The 25195-nt window shown below is 61.7% G+C and carries 21 protein-coding genes; 14 read left to right on the forward strand and 7 right to left on the reverse strand.

Features of this window, described 5'->3' with window-relative positions; genetic code table 11:
• The first annotated feature begins 145 nt into the window (after window positions 1–145).
• From BN1124_RS06250 to BN1124_RS06270, 5 genes are all read left to right on the forward strand, one after another.
• Window positions 146–1216: an LPS O-antigen chain length determinant protein WzzB gene (locus BN1124_RS06250; RefSeq protein WP_042640133.1), complete on the forward strand. Its 1071-nt coding sequence runs from the start codon at window positions 146–148 to the stop codon at window positions 1214–1216.
• Window positions 1217–1330: 114 nt separating this feature from the next.
• Window positions 1331–3031 (forward strand): PglL family O-oligosaccharyltransferase, encoded by a 1701-nt coding sequence (locus tag BN1124_RS06255; protein ID WP_231553608.1) that lies wholly within the window; start codon window positions 1331–1333, stop codon window positions 3029–3031.
• A gap of 193 nt (window positions 3032–3224) precedes the next feature.
• Window positions 3225–3680, forward strand: coding sequence for a glycine zipper 2TM domain-containing protein (locus BN1124_RS06260; protein ID WP_042640137.1), 456 nt, complete (start codon window positions 3225–3227; stop codon window positions 3678–3680).
• Between the two features lie 257 nt (window positions 3681–3937).
• Window positions 3938–4591 carry a YceH family protein gene (locus tag BN1124_RS06265; RefSeq protein WP_042640139.1) on the forward strand — a complete coding sequence of 218 codons (654 nt, stop codon included), beginning with the start codon at window positions 3938–3940 and terminating at the stop codon, window positions 4589–4591.
• A 248-nt stretch (window positions 4592–4839) separates the two neighbouring features.
• Window positions 4840–8694 carry a DEAD/DEAH box helicase gene (locus tag BN1124_RS06270; RefSeq protein ID WP_042640141.1) on the forward strand — a complete coding sequence of 1285 codons (3855 nt, stop codon included), beginning with the start codon at window positions 4840–4842 and terminating at the stop codon, window positions 8692–8694.
• Between the two features lie 137 nt (window positions 8695–8831).
• On the opposite strand, the gene BN1124_RS06275 is transcribed toward BN1124_RS06270, so the two are convergent.
• Window positions 8832–9725, reverse strand: coding sequence for a DNA replication terminus site-binding protein (locus tag BN1124_RS06275; RefSeq protein WP_042640143.1), 894 nt, complete (start codon window positions 9723–9725; stop codon window positions 8832–8834).
• A 521-nt stretch (window positions 9726–10246) separates the two neighbouring features.
• Between BN1124_RS06275 and BN1124_RS06280 the strand changes: the two genes are divergently transcribed.
• The 7 genes from BN1124_RS06280 (at window position 10247) to BN1124_RS06310 (ending at window position 16214) form a co-directional block, all read left to right on the forward strand.
• Window positions 10247–10456 carry a DUF1127 domain-containing protein gene (locus BN1124_RS06280; RefSeq protein ID WP_042640145.1) on the forward strand — a complete coding sequence of 70 codons (210 nt, stop codon included), beginning with the start codon at window positions 10247–10249 and terminating at the stop codon, window positions 10454–10456.
• A 296-nt stretch (window positions 10457–10752) separates the two neighbouring features.
• A complete protein-coding gene (astE, locus tag BN1124_RS06285; protein ID WP_042640147.1) occupies window positions 10753–11778 on the forward strand; it encodes a succinylglutamate desuccinylase in 1026 nt (341 codons plus the stop codon).
• A gap of 271 nt (window positions 11779–12049) precedes the next feature.
• Window positions 12050–13147 (forward strand): pyruvate dehydrogenase (acetyl-transferring) E1 component subunit alpha, encoded by a 1098-nt coding sequence (gene pdhA, locus BN1124_RS06290; protein WP_042640149.1) that lies wholly within the window; start codon window positions 12050–12052, stop codon window positions 13145–13147.
• Window positions 13148–13215: 68 nt separating this feature from the next.
• Window positions 13216–14202 (forward strand): alpha-ketoacid dehydrogenase subunit beta, encoded by a 987-nt coding sequence (locus BN1124_RS06295; protein WP_042640151.1) that lies wholly within the window; start codon window positions 13216–13218, stop codon window positions 14200–14202.
• Window positions 14203–14296: 94 nt separating this feature from the next.
• Window positions 14297–15397, forward strand: coding sequence for a dihydrolipoamide acetyltransferase family protein (locus tag BN1124_RS06300; RefSeq protein WP_042640153.1), 1101 nt, complete (start codon window positions 14297–14299; stop codon window positions 15395–15397).
• A 204-nt stretch (window positions 15398–15601) separates the two neighbouring features.
• Window positions 15602–15811, forward strand: a complete 210-nt coding sequence (locus BN1124_RS06305; protein ID WP_033130512.1) for a cold-shock protein — start codon at window positions 15602–15604, stop codon at window positions 15809–15811.
• A 97-nt stretch (window positions 15812–15908) separates the two neighbouring features.
• Window positions 15909–16214 carry a hypothetical protein gene (locus BN1124_RS06310; protein ID WP_042640156.1) on the forward strand — a complete coding sequence of 102 codons (306 nt, stop codon included), beginning with the start codon at window positions 15909–15911 and terminating at the stop codon, window positions 16212–16214.
• Here the strand turns inward: BN1124_RS06310 and BN1124_RS06315 are convergent.
• Entirely contained in the window at window positions 16201–16449 is a 249-nt protein-coding gene (locus BN1124_RS06315) for a TIGR02647 family protein (RefSeq protein ID WP_033130510.1), read from the reverse strand. The genes BN1124_RS06310 and BN1124_RS06315 overlap by 14 nt on opposite strands.
• Window positions 16450–16693: 244 nt before the next feature.
• On the opposite strand from BN1124_RS06315, the gene BN1124_RS06320 reads away from it, so the two are divergent.
• On the forward strand, window positions 16694–17251 hold the full coding sequence (locus tag BN1124_RS06320; protein WP_042640158.1) for a hypothetical protein: 558 nt from the start codon (window positions 16694–16696) through the stop codon (window positions 17249–17251).
• Window positions 17252–17338: 87 nt separating this feature from the next.
• On the forward strand, window positions 17339–17731 hold the full coding sequence (locus tag BN1124_RS06325) for a DUF2750 domain-containing protein (protein ID WP_033130508.1): 393 nt from the start codon (window positions 17339–17341) through the stop codon (window positions 17729–17731).
• 200 nt (window positions 17732–17931) lie between these two features.
• Here the strand turns inward: BN1124_RS06325 and BN1124_RS06330 are convergent, their stop codons facing one another.
• The 5 genes from BN1124_RS06330 to BN1124_RS06350 form a co-directional block, all read right to left on the reverse strand.
• Window positions 17932–19782: an extracellular solute-binding protein gene (locus BN1124_RS06330; RefSeq protein ID WP_042640160.1), complete on the reverse strand. Its 1851-nt coding sequence runs from the start codon at window positions 19780–19782 to the stop codon at window positions 17932–17934.
• 101 nt (window positions 19783–19883) lie between these two features.
• On the reverse strand, window positions 19884–20777 hold the full coding sequence (locus BN1124_RS06335) for an EamA family transporter (protein WP_042640162.1): 894 nt from the start codon (window positions 20775–20777) through the stop codon (window positions 19884–19886).
• Between the two features lie 155 nt (window positions 20778–20932).
• Window positions 20933–21715, reverse strand: a complete 783-nt coding sequence (locus tag BN1124_RS06340; RefSeq protein WP_456236304.1) for a DeoR family transcriptional regulator — start codon at window positions 21713–21715, stop codon at window positions 20933–20935.
• A 132-nt stretch (window positions 21716–21847) separates the two neighbouring features.
• Window positions 21848–24280, reverse strand: coding sequence for a formate C-acetyltransferase/glycerol dehydratase family glycyl radical enzyme (locus BN1124_RS06345; RefSeq protein WP_042640164.1), 2433 nt, complete (start codon window positions 24278–24280; stop codon window positions 21848–21850).
• A 4-nt stretch (window positions 24281–24284) separates the two neighbouring features.
• Window positions 24285–25184, reverse strand: a complete 900-nt coding sequence (locus BN1124_RS06350; RefSeq protein WP_042640166.1) for a glycyl-radical enzyme activating protein — start codon at window positions 25182–25184, stop codon at window positions 24285–24287.
• Window positions 25185–25195 lie beyond the last annotated feature (11 nt).

The raw sequence follows: 25195 nt of genomic DNA on the forward strand, positions 1-25195 counted from the left end.
TAGAGTGTACTAGGTACTCAATCAGGATGGCTCGGCACTTAAAATTGTTAATTATGTATTATTTAAGTAACCCATCTCATCTTGTCTGAAAAAAACCAAAAGCCTTTTATTATTGTTCTGAACTTATTAGGAAACCACCGCCGTTATGACCAATAAAAAAATTCCTCCAAGCTCCGGTGCTCAGTTGCCGCAAGGCTGGCAAGCTGCGTCCGATGAAATTGACCTGCGTGAACTGATCCTGGTGCTCTGGCGCCAGAAAGGGTTGGTCTTCCTCATTACTGTACTCTTTGCCGTGCTCGGCGTTGTCTACGCGCTGACCACCCCACAGCAGTGGTCCGCCGGAGCTGTGATTGCCGAGCCTAAACCAGAAGATCTGATGCCGATGCAAAAGGTAGTTACACAGGCTGCAGCCATAGGCCTGACCGGGATTCCCAATGCGAAGAGCCTATATCAGGAGTTTGTGTCGGAATTTAATGCCTACGAAAATCGCAGAGTTTATCTGAAGGCTAGTCCTCTCTTTGCCGAGCAGGCAAAGGTGCTCGGATTGGATGAGAAGGCACATCGACGCTGGTTACGTGATTGGAGCAAGCTGATTGTCGCTCAACCCGTGGACAAGAAGGGCGAAGAGCCGGGGGTTGTGATCAATTTTGCAGCGCCAACAGCCGAAGCTTCTCTGGCAATGCTGGAGGGCTATGTCGATTTCATTGTCAAGTTGCAACAAAAGCAGCTGATCCAGCGACTAGATGCACAACGTGATCTGCAATTGGAAGATATGAGCACCCGCTATGCCGTGATGCAAGAAGAGGCTAAACGAGCGCTGCAACAAGATATTTCGGAGACCGCGTTGGCCAACAGCATTGCCAAGGCGGCAGGTGTGAGCGCTCCGTTGGAAAGGAGTAGCAGCCAGGAGCGCTTCTCCATCTCTCTGGGGTCCAAGGGGCTGGAAGAGAAACTAGCTGTGCTTAAATCCCTCGAGCTGGCTCTCTATCAGCCTGGATTGCAGCAGTTGCAGGCGCAGATGGATCGTTTGAAGAATGTTTCTTTAGAAGGAGCGACATTCCGTCCCTTTTCCTATCTGGATGCGCCCGACGAGCCCCTGACTCGTGACAAGCCTAAGCGCCCCCTGATCGTGGTGTTGGCCACTTTGTTCGGTGGCATGTTGGGAGTGGGTATAGTGCTAGTTCGTCATGCGTTTCGAAGGTCGGAACAGGTATAGTGTCCAATCATGAGCAAAGGGGGCATTAGCCCCCTTTTATTTTTTTAAGGCAAAGCGTGATGGCAGGATTGGTATGGGCGTGAGGAGCCAAGGAAAATGATTGCGACGGCAAGGATGTTTAGTGTGTTCAGCGGGCTGTACTGGCTGCTCGGCATGCATTTCTTCATGCACAACCCGGGCGGATCCGGGCTTTATCTGCCGTTCAATGCCTGGGGATGGATCTTCGTCAGCCTGGTGATGGGGCTCGGGCTCTGGCAGGTGACCTTGCGTCAGACGTTGGTGGTATCCCCTTTGCAGATAGGACTCTGGCTGGGAGGCATGTTGTTGTTGCTGCCCATGGCGTATCCGGGCTTCGAGCTCAAGGATTATGCCGTTCCCCGGCTGCTGGGGCTGTTTGCCGGTCTACTGTTTCTGAGTTGTCTCTACCAATGGCAATGGGAGCGCCAGACGCGGGATAAACTGCTCTATCTCTTATTGGGGGCAGTGGCTATTGAAGCTGTTCTCGGCCTGGTGCAGTTCTATCTGCTAACACCGGGTAACTGGATAGGCTACGACACTCGGGCCAACCGCCCTTACGGCATCTTCCAGCAACCCAATGTGATGGCGAGCTTTATGGCGACCGGGCTGTCCTTGGCCATCTGGCTGGAGATACGTGCTGACGCCAATCCTTGGCTGAAGGGGCTGCGCTATGGCGTGATCCTCGCAACTTCGGTGCTATTGGTGGTGTTGCAGTCCCGAGTCGGTCAGATTGGCGGGCTGTTGGTCCTGCTCTTACTGGCGCCGCAACTATATCGCCAGCAGCAGCTAGTCCGGATGCTGGGACTGGTCGGACTGGGTGTGACATTGGGTCTGGCATCCCAATACGGGATGAGCGGCTTTAAACGAGAGGCTGAAGAATATCTATCCGGTGGTGCTCGATCTGATATATGGCCTTTTACGTTACGTTTGATTTTTCAATATTGGCTTTTAGGGATTGGGTATGGAAGTTTTGAATCCACGTTCTTTCAGGCCTATACGGAGGCTCGGCAGTTTAATCCCAATATAGGAATGCCAATATACAACCTCGACCACCCTCACAACGAGTTTCTCTATTGGGCGGTGGAGGGGGGGCTTGCTCCCATGCTCGGCATGCTGATCATGGCGGGGGCCTTGCTGTGGCGATTGAGCAAAGCCGGCTGGCATCGGGGATTGGCCCTGCTGGCATTGGTGACGCCCATCTTGCTGCACACCCAGACCGAGTATCCCTTCTATCATGCCATCGCCCTCTGGTGGGCCCTGTTGCTGCTCATCTATGTGCTGGATGCGGAAGTGGAGGAGGGGGCGCACGCCTTGGGCCATGCGAGCTGGCGGGAATATGTCTATCGCCCCTGGCTACTGCTGCGCTTCGCGGCCATCGCGATTCCCCTCATCGTCGTGCCCTTTATGCTGACCGCCATTCACACCGCCTGGGTGGTGACCAAGTATGAGCGCGGCGGTTACAAGGAGCCGACCCTGCTGCTGGAGGTGGTCAATCCCATGGCTTGGTTGACCCGGGTGGAGTTCGACGTGAATGCGGTGCGCCTGATGGTGGGCCTGCAGGCCAATAACAAGGAGGAGCTCGAAGCCTACCTCGACTGGGGCAAAGAGTTCGTGCGCCACACTCCGCGCGCCAACATCTACGCCAATATGGTGATCGCCCTCAATGCGTTGGGGCGAGCGGAGGAGGCGGACCGTCTGCGCAGCCAGGCGCTGGCGCTCTATCCAGGTGAGCCCTTGCTTACCACCTCGGCGGCCAAGTCGGTGGCGGCGACCCTGGAGCGCAAGCCTTCCTCCTGATGGCATCACCGTTTTACCTTGTTTCGTAACGGCCGCCATGCGGCCGTTATCATTTCCATCTCAGGCAAGCTTGCAGTCAGCTTCGGCGGTGTAGTCTCGTTGGAAAATGGCGAGGATTCTCAATTATCTACAAGCCATTCATCAGCCAGTCGCCCGGATCACAGGGCATTCATTCTTCATCGGAGTCGACATCGTGAAAAGAATCGCATTCATCGCCGCCAGCCTGCTTATCCTGACCATCTCACCCGCCATGGCCGGTACCAGTGCCAAGGTGGAATACGGCACAGTGCAGGAGAGCCGACTCGTCGGCACACCGAGCACTTCCTCCCATCAGCAGGGGAGCCGGCCACTACGCACCATAGGGGCTGCGGCCCTGGGGGCGGCCGCCGGTAGCCAGTTTGGCGGCGGCTCGGGTCAGACCATAGCGACAGTGACGGGGGCCATCGCCGGGGCCGAGGTATCGCGTCGTCGCCAGGGGGATCAGGGAGCTGCGCCTACCGGGCAATCGGTCGAGCTGCTGATCAAGACCGAAGCGGGGACGCTGCTCAATGTCGTGCAGGAGAGCGATCCCAAGCTCAGCTTCAACAAGGGGGACAGGGTGCGCATCCTGACCTCCGGGACCGATACCCAGGTCGACAAGACCCTCTAGGCTGCCACCTCCGCCCACAGGTGAGACGCCGCGATGCCTGGCTAGTCGCACCCAAGATAGGCGGCGCCCCGGCTTTGCCGTCAGCCCGCCGTCATTGGCTGGCCTCGATTGGTTTGCGTTATGCCAGGGCGCCCTGGCCTGAACTGTGCGATGTTTCATCAAGGGTTTGATTGGCTCGCAAAAATGCGGTTCAGTGCTGGACGCCTGGAGTGCCTTGGCTAAGATAACCGCCTTAACGTTTGGCAAGGGAGGTTGAAATGGAGTTAGTACTAGGCCCGCTGGAGGCTCGCGTGATCGGCTGTCTGATAGAGAAAGAGATCTGCACGCCGGATCAGTACCCTCTCTCTCTCAATGCGCTGGTCAACGCCTGCAACCAGAAGAGCAACCGCGAACCCGTGCTGGAGCTCTCCGAGCTGGACATCCGCGCTGTCATCGACGAGCTGATCCGTCGTCGGCTGGTGGTCAATACCGCCGGCTTCAACGCGCGGGTGCCGCGCTACCAGCACCGCTTCTGCAACACCGAATTTGGCGAGCTGAAGTTCAGCGCCCAGGAGCTCGGCATCATCTGCGAGCTGCTGCTGCGCGGCCCGCAGACGCCGGGTGAGTTGCGCTCGCGCACCAACCGGCTGTGCAGCTTCGATGATGTGACCCAGGTGGACGCCGTGCTGGCCAGGCTCGCCGAGCAGGGCCCCTATGTGGTCAAGCTGCCGCGCGAGCCGGGCAAGCGTGAGTCCCGCTACGCCCACCTGTTCAGCGGTGAGATAGACCTGCAGGCCCTGGCCGAGGCGGCTCCCGTCAGCCATCCTGTCTCTCCTGCCGCCGATCGCCTGAGCGCGCTGGAGGACGAGGTCGAGGCCCTCAAGGCGCAGCTGCAGGCGCTGGAAGCGCGACTGGCCGAGCTGGAAGGCTAGCCTTTCCCACCATGGACCTTATGAAACAAGGCGCTTCGGCGCCTTTATCTTGCCTTTTCCTCGCATGATCCCGGCATTTTCCCGCGTTTAATCCACTTCGCTCCTCTTCCTTCCCATCGTCGAACCGTCCTGTGGCCTAGGTCATAACATGAGCCTGCCCGCTTTTTTTGTACTAATTCGCGGTTAAGGGTCGAGCCGCCGCCGCTTTCCCGTTAAAATTCCGCCTTTGCACCTGCCCGTGAGTTCTGATGTCAGCCTTCACCCTCTCTTCGGATTGCTATGCCCTGCTTGGCGAGCTGCAATTGCAGCGCACCGCCAGCCCTCGCTATTTGCTCGATATGCTGCCGGCACCGCTGTCGTTGCAGGCGCTGATCGACAAGCTGAACCAGCTGCAACAGCAAGGCTTGGTGCGGCTGCGCGGGGAGCAGCAGTGGAGCCTGACGGCGGAGGGAAGCCTGACCCTGATCCTGGCGGTACGGGCAGGGCTGTGCCCCATGCCTGACTGGACGCGGGTGCCATCGGTCACCGGCCAGGAGATGGCGCAGGCCCTGGTGCGCGAACTCTGTCTGGGGAAGAAAGGTCAGATCCCGGCCTATTACCAGAGTGCGGAGCTCTTGAGCCTGCTGGACTTGCCCGATGCCCATCGCCTGTTGCCGGACGCGAGCCCGGCCTGGCAACAACTGCTGCTGGAGCATTTTGCCCTGCAGACCCTGCTCGACGCCGAACCCGAGTCTGGTTGGCCGCTGACGCTGCCCACTACCACTTGCGCCCCTGAGCTCGCGAGCCTGGTTCATGGGCTGGCCGCCGAGTGGGCGTGGCTCTGTGGCCCGCTCGCCGACGAGGTGACCACTCACTGGCCGGCCCTGCAACAGCTGGCCGAACGGGGTGGGGACCAGCCCCTGGCCGAGCGCCTGCTGGGTGCGCTGGGGCAATGGCAGCAAGAGGAGGGGCAAGCGCCCTGGCCCAGGATGTTCAGTGCCCTGCTTTGGCTCGGTTGGTTGCAGCAAGCCGACCCTGTGCTCGCCAGCGAGCAGCGCAAGAAGTGGCAACGCAGCCTCGGCAATCAGTTCCCATTGCTTGCCGATCTGCTGGCGCAGTGGGCCGGAGATCGCCATGGGCAGGCGGTCGGGCTCTTCGATACCCTGCAATTACCCCTGGAGGAGTTGCACTGGGGCTATCTCTGGCTCGATCTCTGCACTCTCGCGCGCCATGGGGAGCAGAGCCCCCAGGTGGCCATCTTGCACAAGTGGGATCTCTCCCATGTGCTGGAGGCCACGCCCCGTCATCGCCTGATGGCCTTCTGTCAGGATCTGCTGCGGCTGTTGCTCGGGCTGGGAGCCGAGCACCTACCGCTGCAGCAGTTGCGCGCCACTCCAGATCCCGACGCGACCGATGAGTCGGACGATGAAGACAACACCCCCGCCTCGGCCAGCTGGCTGAACTGGCTGCAGGGGCTGGGGCGCTCCAGCGGCGTGCGCAAGGCGCAGGAGCGGCTGGTGTGGCTGCTTCATGCCGATGGTCCCGAGCTCGAGTGCAAGATTCAGAAACAGAGCACCAAGGGGGAGTGGACCGCCGGTCGCCGGGTCGATCCGGCCCTGCTCTCCACCCAGTACGCCGCCTTGCTGGACGAGGCTGACTGGGCGCTGGTACGCACCCTGCCAAGGGGCATGAGCAAGCTGCCGCGGGATGCCTGGGCGCCGCTCGCGAGCCACCCCCGCCTGTTCAATGCCAAGGGGCAGAAGCTGCAACTGGCCATCAGCGCGCCCTTGCTGCAGATAGTGGCGACCGAACAGAATTCAGAGACACCGGGCATGAGCGCCGTGCTGAGCCCGGCCGCCGCCGCCCGTGGGGCACACATAGTGCCGTTGGCGCAGGACTTGTGGCAGCTCATCCTGACGCCGCAGGCCCTGCTGGACAAATTGCCGGCGCTGGAATCCATCCCGCAACTGCCCGAGGCCGGCTTGGCCGAGCTGCAGCGCACCCTGGACGCCATCCCCGATCTGCCCTGGCACAGTCAGGTAGCGGGGCTCAAGGGCAATGCCGAACTGGCGCCCTGGCCCGGTGTCGCCGCAGTGCAGCTGGATTGGCAGGATAGCCAGCTGGTGGTGCAACTGGTGACCCGACAGGGGGAGCTGCCACCCTTGCCGCTTGGCAAAGGGGAGGCCATCGTCCGCCAGGGCGTCAGGGACTATCACTACTGGCAGCGGGATCTGGCCGCCGAGAAGGGTGAGGCCCAGCGCTTGCGCAACCAGCTGCCCATCGGGCTGCCTGGCAACGAATGGAAGCTGGAGGGTGAGCAGGCGCTGACCCTGGTCAACTCCCTGCCCGAGCTGGTGGAGGCCGGAGTGGTCATTCACTGGCATCAGGACAGCGCGCGGCTCAAGAGCCTCGACGAGGCTGCCCTCAGCCTGCGTATCGAGCGACGCCAGGATTGGTTCCAGGTGGAGGGGGCGCTGGCGCTGGACGAGCACCAGATCCTCGACTTGCGCCTGATCTTGCGCCAGCTCACCCCGGGTCAGCGCACCGTCCAGCTCGACGAGAAGACCAGCCTGATGCTGAGCGACAAGCTGGTGGAGCGCCTCACCATGCTCGGCGCCATGCTGGACACCGAGCAGCGCATCAACAACAAGCTGGCCTATCCATTGGCCCGGCTGCTGTCGGCGGTCACCACCGCCGGGGATGACGCCTGGCAGTCGCTGCAACAGGAGTGGCAACAGGAGGTGGAGTGCGCCCCCGAGCTGCTGACGGCGCTGCGGGATTACCAGAAGGAAGGGGTGCGCTGGATGGCGACCCTGGCCCACCACGGTTTCGGCGCCTGCCTGGCCGATGACATGGGCCTTGGCAAGACGCTGCAGGCGCTGATGGTGCTGCGCATGCGCCAGCACTTGGGCCCGGCCCTGGTGGTGGTGCCCAAGTCAGTGGTCACCAACTGGCAGGAGGAGGTCGCCCGCTTCGCCCCCGAGCTGGAGGTGGTGGTGTTCGAGAACCCCGCCGAGCGGGAGGCGCTGATCCAGGACGCCAAGCCCGGCCAGATCATCCTGGTCAACTACGGCATGCTCGGCAGCCTGGCCCAGGCGCTCAAGTCCCGTCGCTGGGCGAGCATGGTGCTGGACGAGGCGCAGCAGATCAAGAATGCCGGCACCCAGCGCGCCAAGCTGCTGTTCCAGCTCGAAGGGGATTTTCGTCTCGCCCTGTCCGGCACTCCCATCGAGAACCACCTCGGCGAGCTGTGGAGCCTGTTCACCTTCATCAACCCGGGTCTGCTCGGCAGCCTCGGCGAATTCAAGCGCCGCTTTGGCAAGGCGGTCAAGGATCCTCAGCACATGGCGTTGCTGCGGGCGGTGATCAGCCCCTTCATCCTGCGCCGCCTCAAGCAGCAGGTGTTGACCGAGCTGCCGGACAAGACCGAGATCATCCACCACATCAGCCTCTCTCCCGAGGAGCGTCAGCTCTATGAGGCGACGAGGCGCGAGGTGGTGCAGCAGGTGCAAAGTGCCGATGGCCGTGCCCTGATGCACGTGCTGAGCGGCCTGACCCGGCTGCGCCGGCTCTGTTGCTCACCGGCGCTGGTGATGCCGGAGTGGAACCAGACCAGCAGCAAGCTGGATGAGGCCATGGCGTTGCTGGAGGAGGCCATCGACGGGGGCCATCGAGTGCTGGTGTTCAGCCAGTTCGTGGATCTGTTGAGCCTGCTGCGCGCGCGCATCGAGCAGAAGCAGTGGGACTACTGCTATCTGGACGGCGGCTGCTCCGCCAAGTCCCGCCAGGAGTCCATACTGCGGTTCCGTCACGATCCCGTACCGCTGTTCCTCATCAGCCTCAAGGCCGGCGGCACCGGCCTCAACCTGACCCAGGCCGATACCGTGCTGCATCTCGATCCCTGGTGGAACCCGGCGGTGGAGGATCAGGCGAGCGATCGGGCGCACCGCATGGGGCAGACCCAGCCGGTGACAGTGTATCGCCTGGTGTGCGAGCAGACGGTGGAGGAGAAGATAGTGGCGCTGCACGATGAGAAACGGGCGCTGGCCGACGGCCTGCTCAGCGGCCAGTCCGAGGTACGCGGCCTCGACGTGGAGAGCCTGCGCGCCCTGCTGATGGGGTGACAGCGGCAACCACTGTTCGTGCATTCGTCCAGGCAAGGGGATCGTCATCATGGCGATCCCCTTGTCATTTGAGAGGGTTGACCTCGTTGCCGGCAGGATGGCTAGCCACCAGGTGGCGTCAGCCCCGTGGCTGGAGACTACCCCTGATAGCGATAGAGGTGCAGCCGCTCTATGATGGCCTCGCCCCCTATCTTGCGATCCCGCCGCGCCTGGCGCAGCTTGGGCGGGTAGTGGCCGAGGTGGGTGACGCTGGGCGGCGTGTCCGAGCAGAGCAGTAGCGGCAGGCTTGCCTTTAGCTGCTGCTTGCGTGGCTCCCTGTCCTGCCACAGCAGGTTGATCATGGGGTGGGTCTTGACCGGCCGCCGGATCCGCAGCTCCACATCGGCCGGCAGGCGGCGAATGTCGTACACCTCCTGATCCACCATCTTGCTCCACTCCTCGTTGTCCGACAGCGCCGGAATATAGCGGCGGCTGCGCTCCAGCATCTCCAGCACCTGCTCCCGGCTGAGGCGGCTGATGCTCTGTTTGTCCGCCCAGGTGAAGCCGAGGGAATGCAGCTCCCCTGTGAGCAGGGTCAGCTTGCGGTAGACCTGCAAGGTGATGACGCCGGGCAGCGCCTGGTGCACCAGCTCGAACTTCTCGTCCCGTCCTCCCGCCTCCTGCACCATGGCCTTGAAGGTGAGCTTGTGGCCGTTGATCTCGTCGATGAGCGGAGCGAGCTGGCCGGCACTGGCAGCGGGGAAGCGCAGCCAGCCAGGCAGCCTGTGGGTGGCCTTGGTGGAGCAGCCGGGGCGGGCGCTGTGATCCCGATAGGCGGCCAGGGTGGCGGCCAGCGCGGCTTCGCCGCCCAGATAACCCACCTCGATCGCCTCGATGGGATCGTGTTCCTCTCCCAAGGGCACCGTGGGCAGGGGATAGACATGGGCCTCCAGCGGCTCGAGTTGACCGAGCAGCCCGGCGAGGCGGGCCAGCGCGTCTTCCAGGGTGGCCATCTGCTGGCGCAGGGCGGCGGTGGGGGTAAAGGTATCCATCGGCATATCCTGTGGTCGACCCCGCTTTTACCCGTGTCAGGCGGAAAGCGGGGCTGGCTAAACTACTGTATAAATAACCATACCAGCATGCCACAAGGGCGCCAAGTGCCGCTTTGATCGGTGCTCCGGATGAAGGGAAAATGTGATAGCCATTTGAGTGTTTCCGCTTTGTATCTTCCTGTTAAATAAGGATCGATGAAAGATCACATGATTAACAACTGGCTGTAAATTTCAGGTTGCCAGCGGGATCGCCGGATCCGGTGACTGCATACCTAATTTGAGAAAGTGCATAGTTAGAAGTGTGCCATGCAGCAGAAAATGCTGCGGGGGAAATATGCGGAATAACAGGAAGGCATTATCTTTTAAAATCAACAGCTTGATGTCTCCGTTATGCGGTTATTCGCCATTAGTTTTACTAATGTCTTGTATCAAAATTCGTCAATTGAGACGCCTCCTCTGCCTGACTAAGCTTTGCGCAACTGATTTGAACCTTGTGCAGAACCTTTGAGAGGAGCCATCCCATGGCCAACATGACTTATACCGAAGCCGGTTACCAGCATTCCAGCCAATCGAACCTGATGGCTCGCGTGAAAACGACTGTCCTGACCTGGCTGGAACGCAGCCGCAGCCGTCGCCAGCTCTCCGAGCTGCCTTCCTACCTGCTCAAAGACATCGGCTTGAACGAATCCGACCGCTATCAAGAGACCACCAAGCCGTTCTGGCGTGGTTGATCGACCGGGCATGGATGCCTCGTTTTTCTGCTGACTTGTGTTTTTCTACCGATAGTCTTCCCTATTGCCGCCGCTCACCGCCGGCCCTGTTTCTCCTCGCTTCACCCGTTTGAATGCCCCTTCTCGCTTGCGCTTCCTGCTTGCCATCCCTATCACGTAATTTGTCATCGCCTGTCGTCACATTTGTATCCTTACTGTTTGAATTTGTTTAAAAACTGATTTTAAGCCGAGGCGCCTTGCGTATAATCCGCATTGTCTGACATCGACATGTGTGAACCGACAAGAGGGTGAGACGGATGATTCCCCAGCATGACTTTTTGGCCCTGACCCGCCGCCACGAGTGGCAGCTCGAGCCTTTCTCCTATGCGCTGCCAAACGGTGATGCGGTCCAGGTGTGGGACACGGGGGTACTCTGCCTGGAGCCTGCCAACGGCGCCGGTGATGAGCCTGGCGGACGCAAGGACATAGTGCTCTCCTGCGGCATTCACGGTAATGAGACGGCCCCCATCGAGATCTGCAACCAGTTGCTGACGCGCTTGCTCAGCGGCGAGTTGCAGAGCCGCCATCGGGTGCTGTTCCTGTTCGGCAACCCGGCGGCCATGAACCTGGGGCTGCGGGAGGTGGAGGAGAACATGAACCGCCTCTTCTCCGGCGCCCACAGCAAGGGGGAGGGACTGTGCAACCGGGAGCGGATCCGCGCCATGCGCCTCGAGCAGTATGTGAGCCGCTTCTTCGCCGACCCCGCCCGGCCCCGTTATCACTATGATCTGCACACCGCCATTCGCGGCTCGCGCCACGAGAAATTTGCGGTCTACCCCTTCCCCCACGAGCGGCCCCACTGCAAGGAGCAGGTGCAGTTCCTCGGCGCCTGCGGGGTGCGCACCATACTGCTCTCCGCCGGACCGACCACCACCTTCAGCTACTACAGCTCCCATCGTCACGGCGCCCACGCCTTCACGGTGGAGCTCGGCAAGGTGCGTCCCTTCGGCGAGAACGACATGACCCGCTTCCTCGAGGCTCGCCAGGCGTTGCAGGAGTTGGTGACCCAGGACGAGATGGCGCTGGAGTCCTGGCGGGCGGATGACTTCACCCTGTTCGCCATCGATCGGGTGATCAACAAGCGCTCGGAGCAGTTCCGCTTCCTGTTTGCCAGCGATGTGGACAATTTCACCGAGTTTCCCCAGGGGTTTGTGCTGGCGGAGGACGGGGATCAGCAGTACAGGGTCGAGAAACCGCGGGAGGCGGTGGTTTTCCCCAACGCCAACGTGGCCATCGGCCAGCGCACCATGCTGCTGGTGGTGCCGACCCGGCTGTGGGAGTGATCTGAGCCCGTCTCTGCCCGCCAAACCGGCGTCCCTGGCGGCCGAGAGGGCAGAACACAGATTGGGAATGATCCCGTACCCACCATGACAGGGAGCCCGAAAGGGCTCCCTTCTTCGTTCCTACTCGCCGAAAATCTCATCTTCTTTCTGAAATTAAAGAAGTTTCTACTGGTCTAACCTGACGAAATCCCATTGCCATAAAGTTAACATGTTGTTTACATTTTGAGGGTCACCTCATGGTGGTGACGTTGACAACGGCAAGGAGCCAGTTATGACCCATGTCGACATCCCTTTCCTTCGTTACCTCGATGAGGAGGGGCGCCCGGTCGCGACACTGCCGACCTGGCTGGACAAGGCGATCCTGCACACCTTCTACCGCAACATGGTGATGGTGCGCAGCTATGACAAGAAAGCGATAGCGCTGCAGCGAACCGGCAAACTCGGCACCTTCCCCTCTCACCTGGGGGCGGAGGCGGTGGGGATTGGGGTCGGGCTCGCCATGCGGCCGGAGGATGTCTACGTACCCTATTACCGGGACATGCCGACCCTCTATGTGAGAGGCGTGCCCATGGAGCAAAACCTGCAATATTGGGGCGGGGATGAGCGGGGTAGTGTTTTCTATAAGTCAGATGGTGAATTATCGGAAGATTTACCTATCTGCGTGCCCATCGCCACTCAGATCACCCACGCCGCCGGCATCGCCGCGGCCTTCAAGCTGCGCAACCAACCCAGGGTCGCCGTGGTCACCATCGGTGATGGCGGCACCTCCAAGGGGGATTTCCTCGAGGGGCTCAACTGCGCCGGCGTCTGGCACCTGCCCATGGTGATGATCATCAACAACAACCAGTGGGCCATCTCGGTGCCGCGCAAGCTGCAGACCAGTGCCCCCACCTTGGCCCAGAAGGGCATAGGGGCCGGGGTGCGCAGCCTGCAGGTCGATGGCAACGACGTGGTGGCCGTCTATGAGGCGACCCGCGCGGCCATGGATCGGGCCCGCAGCGGCAAGGGGCCGACCCTGATCGAGGCTGTCAGCTACCGGCTCGGGGATCACACCACAGCCGACGATGCCACCCGCTATCGGGAATCCGCCGAGGTGGAAGCAGCCTGGGCCAAGGAGCCGGTCAAGCGGCTGCGCCAGTTCATGGCCGAACAGGGCTGGTGGGACGAGCAACAGGAGCAGGCCCTGCTGGCGGAAGCCGCCCGTGAGGTCGAGCGCGCCGTCGCCGCCTACGAGGGCACGGCACCCCAGGCACCGGAAACCCTGCTCGATTACCAGTTCGCCGAGCTGCCGCGGGACTATCGCGCCCAGCGCCAGCGCATCATCGCCAAGGGCATGCAATTGCAGGGCGGGGAGACACATCATGAGTGAAATCACACTGCTCGAAGCGGTCCGCCTGACATTGCATCACGAGATGGCTCTGGGCTTGGGGAGGCTGCATGAGTGAAATAACGTTGCTCGAAGCCATCAATCTGGCGCTGCATCACGAGATGGAGCGCGACCCGGACGTGGTGGTGCTCGGTGAGGACGTGGGAGTCAACGGCGGTGTGTTTCGCGCCACCGTGGGCTTGCGCGACAAGTTCGGTTTCAAGCGGGTGATAGACACCCCGCTCGCCGAGGGGCTGATCGCCGGGGTGGCGGTTGGCATGGCCACCCAGGGGCTCAAGCCCGTGGCCGAGTTCCAGTTCCAGGGCTTCATCTTCCCCGGTATGGAGCAGATCATCTGCCAGGCGGCACGCATGCGCAATCGCACCCGCGGCCGGCTCTCCTGCCCCCTGGTTTACCGCTCTCCCTATGGCGCCGGCATCCACTCGCCGGAGCACCACAGCGAGAGCGTGGAGGCGTTGTTCGCCCATATACCCGGTCTGCGGGTGGTGATCCCCTCCAGCCCCAAGCGGGCCTATGGTCTGTTGCTCTCCGCCATCCGCGACCCGGATCCCGTGATGTTCTTCGAGCCGGATCGCATCTACCGCTCCATGAAATCAGATGTGGTGGATGACGGTGTCGGTTTGCCGCTGGATGTCTGCTTTACCCTGAGGCCCGGGCGGGATCTCACCATAGTCGCCTGGGGAGCCTGCATTCAGGAGGTGATGCGGGCATCGGCCCAACTGGCGGAGCGAGACATCCAGTGTGAGGTGCTGGACTTGGCCACCATCAAGCCGCTGGACATGGAGAGCATCCTCGCTTCGGTGCGAAAGACCGGCCGGCTGCTGGTGGTGCACGAGGCCTGTGGCAGCTTCGGGGTCGGCGCCGAGATAGTGGCGCGGGTCACCGAGGAGGCGCTGACCTCCCTCAAGGCGCCGCCCAGGCGCCTCACCGGGGTGGACGCCGCCGTGCCTTACTATCGCAATGAGGAGTATTACCTCATCACCGAGCAGGATATCGCGGATGCAGCTCACCAGCTGATGGAGAAAAATTGGCTATGACCTGGTTCACATATTGGCGGTTGAACGACCGCGCAAACGACGGGCATGGAATTTTTCAACGTGCGGTGATTTCCCAGCGGATGGAGAACGGGTCATGAAATTTTTCAAATTACCGGATCTGGGCGAAGGACTGGCCGAGGCCGAGATAGTGGAATGGAAGGTCAGTGCCGGTGAGACGGTGCAGGTGGATCAGGTGCTGCTGTCGGTAGAAACAGCCAAGGCGCTGGTGGACGTGCCCTCGCCGGTGGCCGGGGTCATCGCCCGTCTGTGCGGCCAGGAGGGGGATATCCTTCACATCGGCGCCCCCCTGGTGGAATTTGAGGGCGGTGAGGACGATGGCACTGTGGTGGGCAAGGTGAGCGCTCATCAGCAGCATATCGAGGATCACTTCGTGGTGGGGGCCATGGCTCCCGGTGGCAGCCTGGTGCAGGCGATGCCCGCGGTGCGGCTGCTGGCACAAAAACTCGGCCTCGACATCGACAAGATCAAGGGCAGCGGTAGCGCCGGCATGGTCACCGAGCAGGACGTGCAGTCGGCGTTCGAGGCGATGCAGAGCAGCGGAAACGAGTTCCTCAAAGGCTCGCGCCGGGCCATGGCCAAGGCGATGGAGCTTTCCCACAAGACGGTAGTGCCGGTCAGCCTCACCGACGAGGTGGACCTGCGTCACTGGCGCGCCGACGAAGACGTGACAGTGCGCCTCATCAAGGCCATCGGGGTGGCGTGCCGGGCCGAGCCGTCCATGAACGCCTGGTTCGATGGGGATACGCTGTCAAGACGCTTGTTCAACGAGGTCAACGTGGCCATCGCGGTCGACTCCAAGCACGGCCTCTATGTGCCTGTGATGGAGAACGTGGCCGAGCGGGAGCGGGGGGATATCCGTCAGGGGCTGGATCGGATGATCGCCGACGTGAAGGCCCGCGCCGTGCCGCGGGAGATGCTGCAGGGGGCGACCATCACGCTGACCAACTTCGGCGCCATCGCGGGCCGTTACGCCAGCCCCATAGTGACGCCGCCGCAAGTGGCCATCATAGGGGCGGGCAAGTTGTTCGAGAAGGTGGTGTTCATCCACGGGGAGGCGCGGCCGGTTCGAGCCTTGCCATTGTCGATGACATTTGACCACAGGGCCTGCACCGGTGGGGAGGCGGCACGCTTCCTCAAAGCCCTGGTTCAGGCACTGGAATCGGCGGACGTATAAACGCGTGTGCCCTGCGGTTGGCAGGGCACAAATTTGTTTGCGTAATCGACAAAGGCACGTATAATCCTAGGCAGCTTGAAAGGGCGATGGTTATGCCACTGAAGACGATGTTTTACATTTTCTCCCGTTGTTCATAAGTAATCCCGTTTTTGAGCTTTATCCGCTGAAAAGCATAAGTAATTTTTTTGAATACAGGTTAAAGATATGTCTAACATGATCACCGGTACCGTTAAGTTTTTCAACGAAACCAAAGGTTTTGGCTTCATCCAGCAAGAAAACGGCCCGGACGTTTTCGTTCACTTCAGCGCTATCGGCGGTAACGGCTTCCGTACCCTGGCTGAAGGTCAGCGCGTACAGTTCTCCGTGACCCAAGGTCAGAAAGGCCCGCAGGCTGAGAACGTAACTGCTCTGTAATTCTTACAGAATTTAAGAAAGCCGTGGTGCCTCTGGTACCACGGCTTTTTGTTTATGGCATATTCTTAAACCTCTCTCATCCATCACATCAATCCTCATGATCCCATCACTGCTGTTGACCGCATCCTTGCTCGGCCTTGCCGACGTTCCCGCACCGGATCCCGTGGCGAGTCAGGCCGTGACCGTCTGCCAGCAGTTCGTACAGGTGCGTCTGGGGAAGATGGAAGTGCCCGATGAGATCAAGGCTCAGCCGGTGGCCAAGCGGGCGGGGGAGTGGTTGATCGATGGCAAGATAAAAGGACCCGAAGGTCCTTTGTTGTTCGCCTGTCTGCTGCGACAAGGTAAACATTGGGAATTGCTCAACTTCTCGCTCTGGGCGCCGCAGGAAATCAACTCGGCTTGAGCGCGACCAGCAGATGATGGAGATGTTCGAGCATGGTCATGCCGAAGGGGGTCAGATAGCCACCATCGGCAGCACTGATGAGGCCTTGTTGATGCATCCGCTCTGCCGCCTGGCACAGCCCTTCAGACATGTCGCTGCGTAACTTGATCCCCTGACTCATGTTGGCCGGATCAAAGCATGCCAGTATTTTCAGCTCATTTACAAAATCGTCAGAAACCTGGTCGATCCCACTCATGGATGCACTCCTTACGCTAAAGATGTATGCAAACTAGCATTCCCGGTTTTACTTTAGTGCGCGCTGGCTCAAACTATTGGGCTTTGTCCGGGCAGGCCGAGTGCGAACGCTGCTTTTTTGGCCTTCACCCCAGACAGGGCAAGCGTGACGGCGCAATCCGTGAGCCGGTAAACATGATAGAATAGGTTCTCTTTTGTCTTTTCGGCCAGGTACGATCCCGGTCTTCCAGCTCAAGGCGTCTCTTATGATCACTGTGACTCTGGTCTCTCTGCTGCACTCCCTTGCTCCCCGTTTTCCTTTTTATGCTCCCTCTCTGCTGCTGCCCCTGCTCGATGCACATCAAGGGGATCTTTGGCTGCCTGGCATCAAGGGGGAAGACATGACGCGCCTGCGTCAGCATACCAAGGGGGGGAGTGCACAGATACTGGCGTCGCTCGCGGCGGGATGGTGTGATTTTGCGGCGGGCAACGAGGGCAAGACCCCCGAGCTGGACGCGCTGGAAAGTTACGATGACGAGATGATGGACAACCTGCTGATGTATTGGAGCAATCCGGCCAAGATCAACAGCCCGATCACCGATAACCTGTTCGAGCTGCGCCGTGAGGTGGTGGACGAGGCCCACGGCAGCAAGCTGGCGAGCGCCTGGCAGCAGCAGCAGCTGGCGCGTTTCGAGCAGATCATGCAAGGGGTGCAGGCCGGTCGGGATCAGCTCTGCTTCGTGGAGGTGGAGTCCGCCTACTGGCTGCGTCAGCGCCTGAGCGAGACAGAGAACGTTGCACTGGTGACGCCGACCCTGGGTTGAACCCGCCAGACCATAACGTGCTCATGCTGGACAAGCCGCCGGCAAGATGTGAACATGTCGCCCTTTATTGAACGAGAGACTTGACCAATGAGCTATGAACTTAGCGACACCGAGCGCAATGCCGCGCTGCAACTGAACGCCGACTACCGCTTTGATCACTTCATCAGCAAGCTGGTCGAGCACGAAGAGCTGTTTGTCCTGACTGACGAGCACGGCGTCATGATGCTGACCACCGAAGACGAAGATTGCATCCCGGTGTGGCCGCATCCTGAGTATGCCAAGGCCTGGGCCGAGGGCGAGTGGGCCGACTGCAAGCCGCAATCCATCACCCTCAAGGTGTGGCTGGAGCGCTGGGTCGATGGCATGGAGCAAGACGAGCTCTGCGTTGCCGTGTTCCCGACCCCGGATCAGGAAGGCATAGTGCTGGAGCCGGCCGACGTCGCCGACGCCATCGCTCAGAAGCAGGCCAAGCGCGGCTAATCCCTCGCATCGGTATCTGCTGACATAAAAAGACCCCGCCAAGTTGCGGGGTCTTTTGTTTGGACGGCGACTTGTCTCCGTGTACTCAAGACCCCGTCCGACATGGTGCAGGGTCTTTTGTTTTCAGGCTCTTCTCTTTTCGTACAAGAGACCCCGTCCAATATGGCACGGGGTCTTTCGTTTGGTACTGAAAGCAAGGCCTAAGGCTGCTGGTAGCGGGTATCGATCAGGGTGACGGGGGGGAAACGCTGGCCACTCTTGATGGCCGCTTGCGTCTCCTGTTTCACCTGCTCGTCGATCCAGAACAGGCCGCCAAAGCTGTAGCCCGAGTTGGTGCCATCCAGCGGCCAATACAGCAGATCGCTCTTGGGGGTTGCCGGGATCTTGGGCAGCTTCACCCAGCGCCAGGCACCGGCCCGGGTATAGGGCACCTGATAGGCGGGCACGAAGCTGGCGAGCTCATAGAGCCGCTGCTGGATCTGGCGAGACAGCTCGGCCTTCTTGGCAAAGTCGAACGCCTTGTCGAACTGCTCCACCAGGGCGGTGATGGCATCGTCATCTATGTTCATGATGTTGTTGGTCTGCGGCTTGTTGGCATTGACCTTGTGAAAATGCTCCCAATAGGCGGGATAGCGACCGGAGCTCCAGCCCATCCAGGCGCTCTGGTGCTTCTTCTCCAGCATGGATTTGAAGCCGGCTGAGGCATCCATCAGGTTCAGATCCAGATTGAGACCCGCCTTCTTCGCCTCCTCCCGCAGCAGGGTCAGCCGCTGGGCATGCTCCTGGGTGGTGTAGGTGATGCTGAGCGAGAGAGGTTGCCCCTTGTCATTTTGCAAGATGCCATCGGGCCCCGTCCTGGTGAAACCCGCCTTGGCGAAATACTCCCGCGCCAGCTTGGGATCGAAGGGCCGCGCCCTGAGATCGGTGTTGGTGAAGGCGCCCTGGCCGGAGCCATAGGTGTTGAGGCGTTGATAATCCCCGCGCAGCAGAGTGGCGATCATCTTGTCGATGGCGAGCGCATACTGGATGCCGAGCCGCACATTGAGATCCCTGAGCAGCGGATCGGCGGTGTTGAGGTAGAGCCCCATGGGGGATTGCGGCGTCTGGGTATAGAACCAGATCTTGTCGATATAGCCCTTGTCGAACTCGGGGGTCTTGCTCTTGTCGTGCCACCAGTTGGGCATGACGAGGGGGAAGGTATCGAGATCGCCGCGCAGGAAGTGTTGCCAGGCGATGTTCTGATCCCGCAGCACCTTGATCTCAATCTGATCGGGATTGAAACGGTGCTGGAAGTAGCGCTCCCCATCCCCCCACCAGTCCTTGACCCTATTGAAGGTCACGGACTTGCCTTTCTTCAGCTCGCCAACCTCATAAGCGCCGGTGACCGGCAGTATCTTCCAGTTGTACTCCTTGACCCAGTTGTCGGTGAGCTTGATGGCATGGCTCGGCTCCGGGCTGAAGGGCAAGGATTCCAGCAGATCTTCCCGGCTCTTCTCGGTGCCGCTGGTGATGGAGAGCGTGTGGTCATCGAACTTGGTCACCGCGCTTATCTGGGTGCTGTAGTAGTTGTTGTACCAGGGATCGTTTATCTCCTTGCTGCGCATCATCTTGAGGGTAAACAACCAGTCGTCGGCGGTGACGGGTTGACCGTCCGACCAGCGCGCCTTGGGGTTGATGCGAAAGTAGAGGGTCTTGTGGTCGGCCCCGAACGCCCACTGGTTCGCCAGCATGGGCATGGGCTTGCCGGTGAGGGGGTGGGTAGCGAGCAGGGGCAGGGTGCCCTCCCGGATATAGCCCGCGAAGCCGCCGTTGGAGTCGGGCCCATATTTGCGCAGGGTGAGGGGGAAACTCGACATGAAGTCGTGAAAGGTGCCCCCACGCTGGGCGGCGGGATCGGCGTAGACGGGGTCATCATCGTTGCTCTCCCACACAAGATCCGCCGGCAGGGCGGCGCTCCAGCCAAAGGCGCTGAAAAAGAGCGGGATCACCAGAGTCGTGAATCGTGCAACGCGCGGGAACAGTGAAATAGTCGGTGACGAAGGGTGCAGCATGTCCTTGCTCTCCTGATGATCGGCATCCTGCCGGGAACGATGTCAGGCCCGGGAGGGCCTGTCTCATGATGGGAACTTTCCCCGTTCAGGTCAATGTCTTGTCAATGCTCGGCCTGAGGCTTGAACAACTTCATGCGCCCCCCCAGCACATGCACCACGAAGCCGAGCAGCACCAGCCCGGAGCCAAGCCACTGCAGGGTGTTGGGATGCTCGTCGAGCAGGAGGGCAGCAGCCACCATGCCGACGCAGGGCACCAGCAGGGAGAGGGGGGCGACCTGGGCCACCGGATAGCGCATCAAGAGTCGACCCCAGAGGCCGTAACCGAGCCAGGTGGCAACCAGAGAGAGGTAGAGCACGCATAGGAGCCCCTGCCAGCTGAAGTGCTGCAGGCTGCTGGCGATGCGCTCCGGCCCCTCGAACAGCCAGGAGAGCGCGAGGAACGGCAGTATGGGCACCAGACCGCCCCAGGCGATGAGGCTCGGCAAGCTGGTCTGATAGCGCAGGCCAATCTGGCGGTTGATGACGTTGCCAAGGCCCCAGCAGGCGGCCGCGCACAGGGTCAGCATGAAACCGAGCAGGGTGAGGTTGCCCTCACCAAAGGCGGCGATGAGATAGAGGCCGCCTCCCGCCAGCGGCAGCGCCACCCAGTGATGAGTCTGCCAGCGCTCCCCGAGCCAGATCATGGCGAACAGCAGGGTGAACAGCACCTGGGATTGCAGCACCAGAGAGGCCATGCCTGCCGGCATGCCGAACTTCATGGCGCTGAACAGGAAGGCGAACTGCCCGAGGCTGATGGCGCCGCCATAGGCCAGCAGCCAGCGCCAGGGCATGGCGGGCCTGGGTACCAGCAGGATGGCGGGGAACACCACCCCGATGAAGCGCAGGGCTCCCAGCAGCAGAGGCGGGATCCCGTCCAGTCCCCACTTGATCACCACGAAATTGAGTCCCCAGCACAGAATGACCAGGGCGGCCAGACACTTGTCCTTGGCTTGCATGATGCGTCCTTGTTGATACGGCAGTTGTGATGCGAAAGGCACTGGCCAAAGGGCGCCGGCGAGTCGACAGAGACTCGAGCATAACTGCTAAGGGGTGATGGGCGTCAACCAGATAGCGGCGATGGGCGCGGCAATAGTGCGCCGCGCAGGGTTGGTCAGGCGGCGACGCAGTGCAGGGTCACGCCGCGGGCGGCGAGGGCGTCACGCATGGGGGCGGGCAGGGCATCGTCGGTGACCAGCACCTTGATCTGGCCCGGGGTGCCCAGCGGGCTGGGGTGGATGGCGCCAAATTTGCTGCTGTCGGTGATGACGATGTTGGTCACCCCCTTGGCCAGCACGCTGTTGACCACGTCGGCCCGCATCATGTCCCGGCCGGTGAAGCCGACGTCGGGGTGAAAACCGTCGACCCCGATGAAGGCCTTGGAGAAGTGCACCTGCTCGATGCACAGGCGGGTGAGGGGGCCCACCACGCTCTCGCTCTGCTGTTGATAGAGACCGCCGAGCAGCACGACCTGGGCCTGGGTGTCTTTGAGCAGATGGGCGATGAAGCTGCTGATGGTGATGATGGTGATGCGTTTGTGCAGGGCCAGGTGGCGGGCCAGTAGGGCGTTGGCGCTGCCCCCTTCGATAAACACCGTCTCGCCATCCTCCACCAGCTGGGCGGCCCGCTCGGCGAGCCGCTCCTTGAGCGGATAGTTGATGTTCATGCGGGCATCGGGATCGTCGCTCTCCAGGGCCATGGCGAAGCCGTGCACCCGCTTGAGCAGCCCCTGTTTCTCCAGCGCGGTGAGATCGCCCCGTACCGTGACCTCGGAGACCCCGGTCAGTGCGGCCAGCTCGCTCACGCTCATCTTGTGGGCTTGGTGGACCAGGGTGAGGATCTGTTGACGGCGTTGATTCATGAGATGGTTCGCTTCGAAAAGGGTGGAAAACAACATGGCGGCCAGTGCCGCCATCGGGATCCAGAGTCAGAGGCCGGCTTGGTACAGGGGATGATACCACTTTGCATAGCCGGCGATAAGATGTTGAAAACGCTCGGGGAGAGCGTCTTCAACAGCCTTCATCCGCCGTCAGAGGCTGTGCTCGGTGCGGGCGATGATGTCGTCCTGGGCATCCGGGGAGAGCGCGGTGAAGAAGGCGGAGTAACCCGCTACCCGTACCACCAGATCCCGGTACTTGTCCGGCTGCTCCTTGGCCGCCAGCAGGGTCTCTCGCGAGACGATGTTGTACTGCACGTGCCAGCCCTTGTGCACCTCGAAGAAGGTGCGCAGCAGGCTTATCAGCTTGGCCTTGTCCCGCGGGTTGTCGAGGCTCGCCGGGCTCAGCTTCTGGTTGAGCAGCACGCCGCCGAGGATAGCCTCGGTGGGCAACTTGCCCAGCGAATTGAACACCGCCGTCGGCCCCAGACGATCGGATCCCGAGGCCGGGCTCGCCCCCTCTGCCAGCGGCGTCTTGGCGCGGCGGCCATCCGGGGTGGCCATGGTCGCCGCGCCGAAGGGCACGTTGGCGGAGATGGAGGAGGTGCCGGCGTAGTAGGTGCCGCCGATGGGGCCACGGCCGAAGCGGGTGTTGTGCAGCCCCTTGAGCTCATCTATGTAGCTCTGGTAGGCGCGTACCAGCAGCAGATCAACCTCGTCCAGATCGTTGCCGTATTTCGGCGCCGCGTTGGTGAGCCGTTGGCGCAGCAGTTCGCCAGGCAGCCCCGCGAAGTCCTGCTCCAGGGCCTCGGCCAACACGGCCTGATCGACCACTCCCTGCTCGAATACCAGCTGCTTGATGGCCGCCAGGCTGTTGCCGAGGTTCGCTATCCCCACCTGCAGGCCGGAGACCCAGTCATAGACGGCGCCCCCCTGCTTGACGGTCTTGCCGCGCTCGATGCAGTCATCCACGAGCGTGCTGCAGAGGATGTCGTGGGCCTGTTCCTCCAGTACCGTGTCCACCACGCAGTCGATCTCGATGGACTTGCGGGTGAAGTAGCGCACCTGCTCGTCCCAGCACGCCATCACCTCGTCGAAGCTGCCGAAGTTCCCCTCCCGCAGTGCCTGGAACTGGGACAGGAACACCTTGCCCGTGGTGGCGTCGCGGCCGCCGTCCAGGGCCGCCAGCAGGATGCGGGCGAAGTTGATGAAGCTCATGCCGGTGCAGCGGTAGCCCCACTTGCCGGGCACCGCGGTCTCGATGCAGCCGATGGCGGCGTAGTGGTGGGCGTCCTCCACGCTCACCCCGAGCTTGATGAACTCGGGGATGACGATCTCGTCGTTGTTGAAGGCGGGCATGCCGAAGCCGCAGCGGATCACCTGGATGCAGGCGTCGAGGAAGTCCTCGCTCATGCCCGCATGGTAGCGCACCGAGAGGTTCGGCTGGGTCGAGCGCAGCTGGCCGCAGGATTCCAGGATGGCGTAGGAGAGGCCGTTGACGGCGTCATGGGCCTGGCCGTTTCGCCAGTTCTGGCCGCCGATGGTGACGTTCTGATACAGCGGGCTACCGGCGGAGGCCTTGGAGTGGGTGCCGGAGCGGATCTTGTTCACCTCCAGCAGTTTCAGCCAGCAGGATTGCAGCAGCTCGAGGGCGCGGGCGCGGGGCAAGGATTCTGACAGCTCCACCTCCCGGCGATACCAGGGATAGAGGTACTGATCCATGCGACCAAACGACACCGAGTGGCCGTTGGACTCGATCTGCAGGATGAGCTGGATGAAATAGCACAGTTGCAGCGCCTGCCAGAAGGTTTCCGGCGGCTGGTGGGCGATGCGGGCGCAGTTGGCGGCGATCTGCCGTAGTTCTTCGCGGCGCTCGGTGCGAGATTCGCTTCCCGCCATGTCGCGAGCCAGGGCGCCGTAGCGCTCGATATGTTCGCTCACCGCCTCCAATGTAATGGCCACGCCCTGCAGGAACTGCTCCTTCTGCAGATCTGCCCAGTCGGCGAGATCGAGCCGGCCACGACGCTCGCTCACGCGGGTCTGAAGGCCGGCCAGCCCCTTGCCGAGCAGCTCCTCGAAGTTGACCGCGAGGTGGGCATCCCCCGAGGTCATGTTGCCCTCGGCCTTGATGATGCCGCTCTCCAGCAGCGCCTTCTGTTCGTCGGTGAACATGCCAAAGCAGCGATCCTGCACCGTCTGGCCGCGCCAGAAGGGCGTCAGGGCGTGAATGGCCTGCTTGTCCGCCTCGCTCACCGCAAAGCCGGCGCCGGGCCGCTCGGCCAGCTCGTCGATCTCTTTCTCAATCCAGCCCACGGTGTACTCGGGGAACAGCGGTGCGGAGCGCACCTGGCTCGCCTGGTTGCCGACGATGAGCTCGTCGTGCTTGATCCAGATGGTGCGTTCCTTGAGGTGATGGGCCAGGGCCAGGGCACGGCGCACCGGCAGCGGGCGGGCGAGGTGGGTCTGATAGGCCTCGGTATAGTGGCGGGCGCGCTCGGTGCAGACCGGCGGCTGGACTATGTGGATCAGGCTCTCCTTGTGGGCGCGGATCCGGGGGCTCAGGGTATTCAGGTCGAGCTGGGTCATGATCTTATCCTCTGGTGATCGGGGTCAATCCGTGGCGTTGGGCGCAGTCATGGGCAAAGGCCAATAACTCGGGGGCGTCGAGGGGCTGGTCCGGCGCCTCGTAGGGCAAGTCCAGCAGGGCGTACTTGCCCATGCCGAGGGTGTGGTAGGGCAGGAAGTGGATCTCCTCGACCCCGTCCAGGTCGGCCGCGGCCTCGACGATGGCCTTGATGGAATCCCGATCCGCGTTGAAGCCCGGGATGAGCGGCACCCGGATCTGAATGGGAATGCCGCACCAGGCCAGGCGCTTGAGATTCGCCAGCACCTTGTCCGCCTTGCCGCGGGTCCACTCGAAGAAGCGGGCCTTGTCCACGTGCTTGAGATCCGCCAGCACCAGATCGAGGTGGGGCAGGCTCGGCTCTATCTGGTGCCAGGGCACGTGCAGGCAGCTCTCCACCGCGGTGTGCAGGCCCTCGGCCTTGCAGCGGGCCAGCAGCGTCGCCGCCAGTTCCGGCTGCATAAAGGGCTCGCCGCCGGAGAGGGTCACCCCGCCGCCACTGCGTTCGAAGAAGGGGCGATCCCGCAGGATCAGGCCCATGAGTTCATCGACGGACTGCTCCTGACCGCACAGGGTCAGCGCCTCGCTCGGGCAGAGGTGGCGCAGCCCCTCCAGCTGGGGGCTGGTGAGACGACGGCGCTCGATCCGAAGGCGGTCTGCTTCCTTATGCAGGGCGGAGGGGCAGGCCTGCTGGCAGAGATCGCACCCCGCGAGGCAGCGCCTGGCATCGAACAGCAGCTCAGGCCTGGGGGACTGGCTCTCCGGGTTCTGACACCAGCGACAGGCCAGCGAGCAACCCTTGAAGAACACCAGGGTGCGGATACCGGGGCCATCGTGAGTCGAGTAACGTTGCAGGTCGAAAATCATGCGGCCTCTTC

Origin of the sequence: Aeromonas eucrenophila, assembly GCF_000819865.1 — a bacterium.
Classification (GTDB): domain Bacteria; phylum Pseudomonadota; class Gammaproteobacteria; order Enterobacterales; family Aeromonadaceae; genus Aeromonas; species Aeromonas eucrenophila.

Excerpts from the sequence above, each read along its gene's own strand:
- BN1124_RS06280 (WP_042640145.1), top strand. The coding sequence starts at position 10,247 with ATGGCCAACATGACTTATACCGAAGCCGGTTACCAGCATTCCAGCCAA.
- BN1124_RS06315 (WP_033130510.1), bottom strand. The coding sequence starts at position 16,449 with ATGAGTGGGATCGACCAGGTTTCTGACGATTTTGTAAATGAGCTGAAA.
- BN1124_RS06250 (WP_042640133.1), top strand. The coding sequence starts at position 146 with ATGACCAATAAAAAAATTCCTCCAAGCTCCGGTGCTCAGTTGCCGCAA.
- BN1124_RS06335 (WP_042640162.1), bottom strand. The coding sequence starts at position 20,777 with ATGCAAGCCAAGGACAAGTGTCTGGCCGCCCTGGTCATTCTGTGCTGG.
- BN1124_RS06345 (WP_042640164.1), bottom strand. The coding sequence starts at position 24,280 with ATGACCCAGCTCGACCTGAATACCCTGAGCCCCCGGATCCGCGCCCAC.
- BN1124_RS06295 (WP_042640151.1), top strand. The coding sequence starts at position 13,216 with ATGAGTGAAATAACGTTGCTCGAAGCCATCAATCTGGCGCTGCATCAC.
- BN1124_RS06275 (WP_042640143.1), bottom strand. The coding sequence starts at position 9,725 with ATGGATACCTTTACCCCCACCGCCGCCCTGCGCCAGCAGATGGCCACC.
- BN1124_RS06305 (WP_033130512.1), top strand. The coding sequence starts at position 15,602 with ATGTCTAACATGATCACCGGTACCGTTAAGTTTTTCAACGAAACCAAA.
- BN1124_RS06300 (WP_042640153.1), top strand. The coding sequence starts at position 14,297 with ATGAAATTTTTCAAATTACCGGATCTGGGCGAAGGACTGGCCGAGGCC.
- astE (WP_042640147.1), top strand. The coding sequence starts at position 10,753 with ATGATTCCCCAGCATGACTTTTTGGCCCTGACCCGCCGCCACGAGTGG.
- BN1124_RS06330 (WP_042640160.1), bottom strand. The coding sequence starts at position 19,782 with ATGCTGCACCCTTCGTCACCGACTATTTCACTGTTCCCGCGCGTTGCA.
- BN1124_RS06255 (WP_231553608.1), top strand. The coding sequence starts at position 1,331 with ATGTTTAGTGTGTTCAGCGGGCTGTACTGGCTGCTCGGCATGCATTTC.
- BN1124_RS06340 (WP_456236304.1), bottom strand. The coding sequence starts at position 21,715 with ATGTTGTTTTCCACCCTTTTCGAAGCGAACCATCTCATGAATCAACGC.
- BN1124_RS06270 (WP_042640141.1), top strand. The coding sequence starts at position 4,840 with ATGTCAGCCTTCACCCTCTCTTCGGATTGCTATGCCCTGCTTGGCGAG.
- pdhA (WP_042640149.1), top strand. The coding sequence starts at position 12,050 with ATGACCCATGTCGACATCCCTTTCCTTCGTTACCTCGATGAGGAGGGG.
- BN1124_RS06325 (WP_033130508.1), top strand. The coding sequence starts at position 17,339 with ATGAGCTATGAACTTAGCGACACCGAGCGCAATGCCGCGCTGCAACTG.
- BN1124_RS06310 (WP_042640156.1), top strand. The coding sequence starts at position 15,909 with ATGATCCCATCACTGCTGTTGACCGCATCCTTGCTCGGCCTTGCCGAC.
- BN1124_RS06265 (WP_042640139.1), top strand. The coding sequence starts at position 3,938 with ATGGAGTTAGTACTAGGCCCGCTGGAGGCTCGCGTGATCGGCTGTCTG.
- BN1124_RS06350 (WP_042640166.1), bottom strand. The coding sequence starts at position 25,184 with ATGATTTTCGACCTGCAACGTTACTCGACTCACGATGGCCCCGGTATC.
- BN1124_RS06320 (WP_042640158.1), top strand. The coding sequence starts at position 16,694 with ATGATCACTGTGACTCTGGTCTCTCTGCTGCACTCCCTTGCTCCCCGT.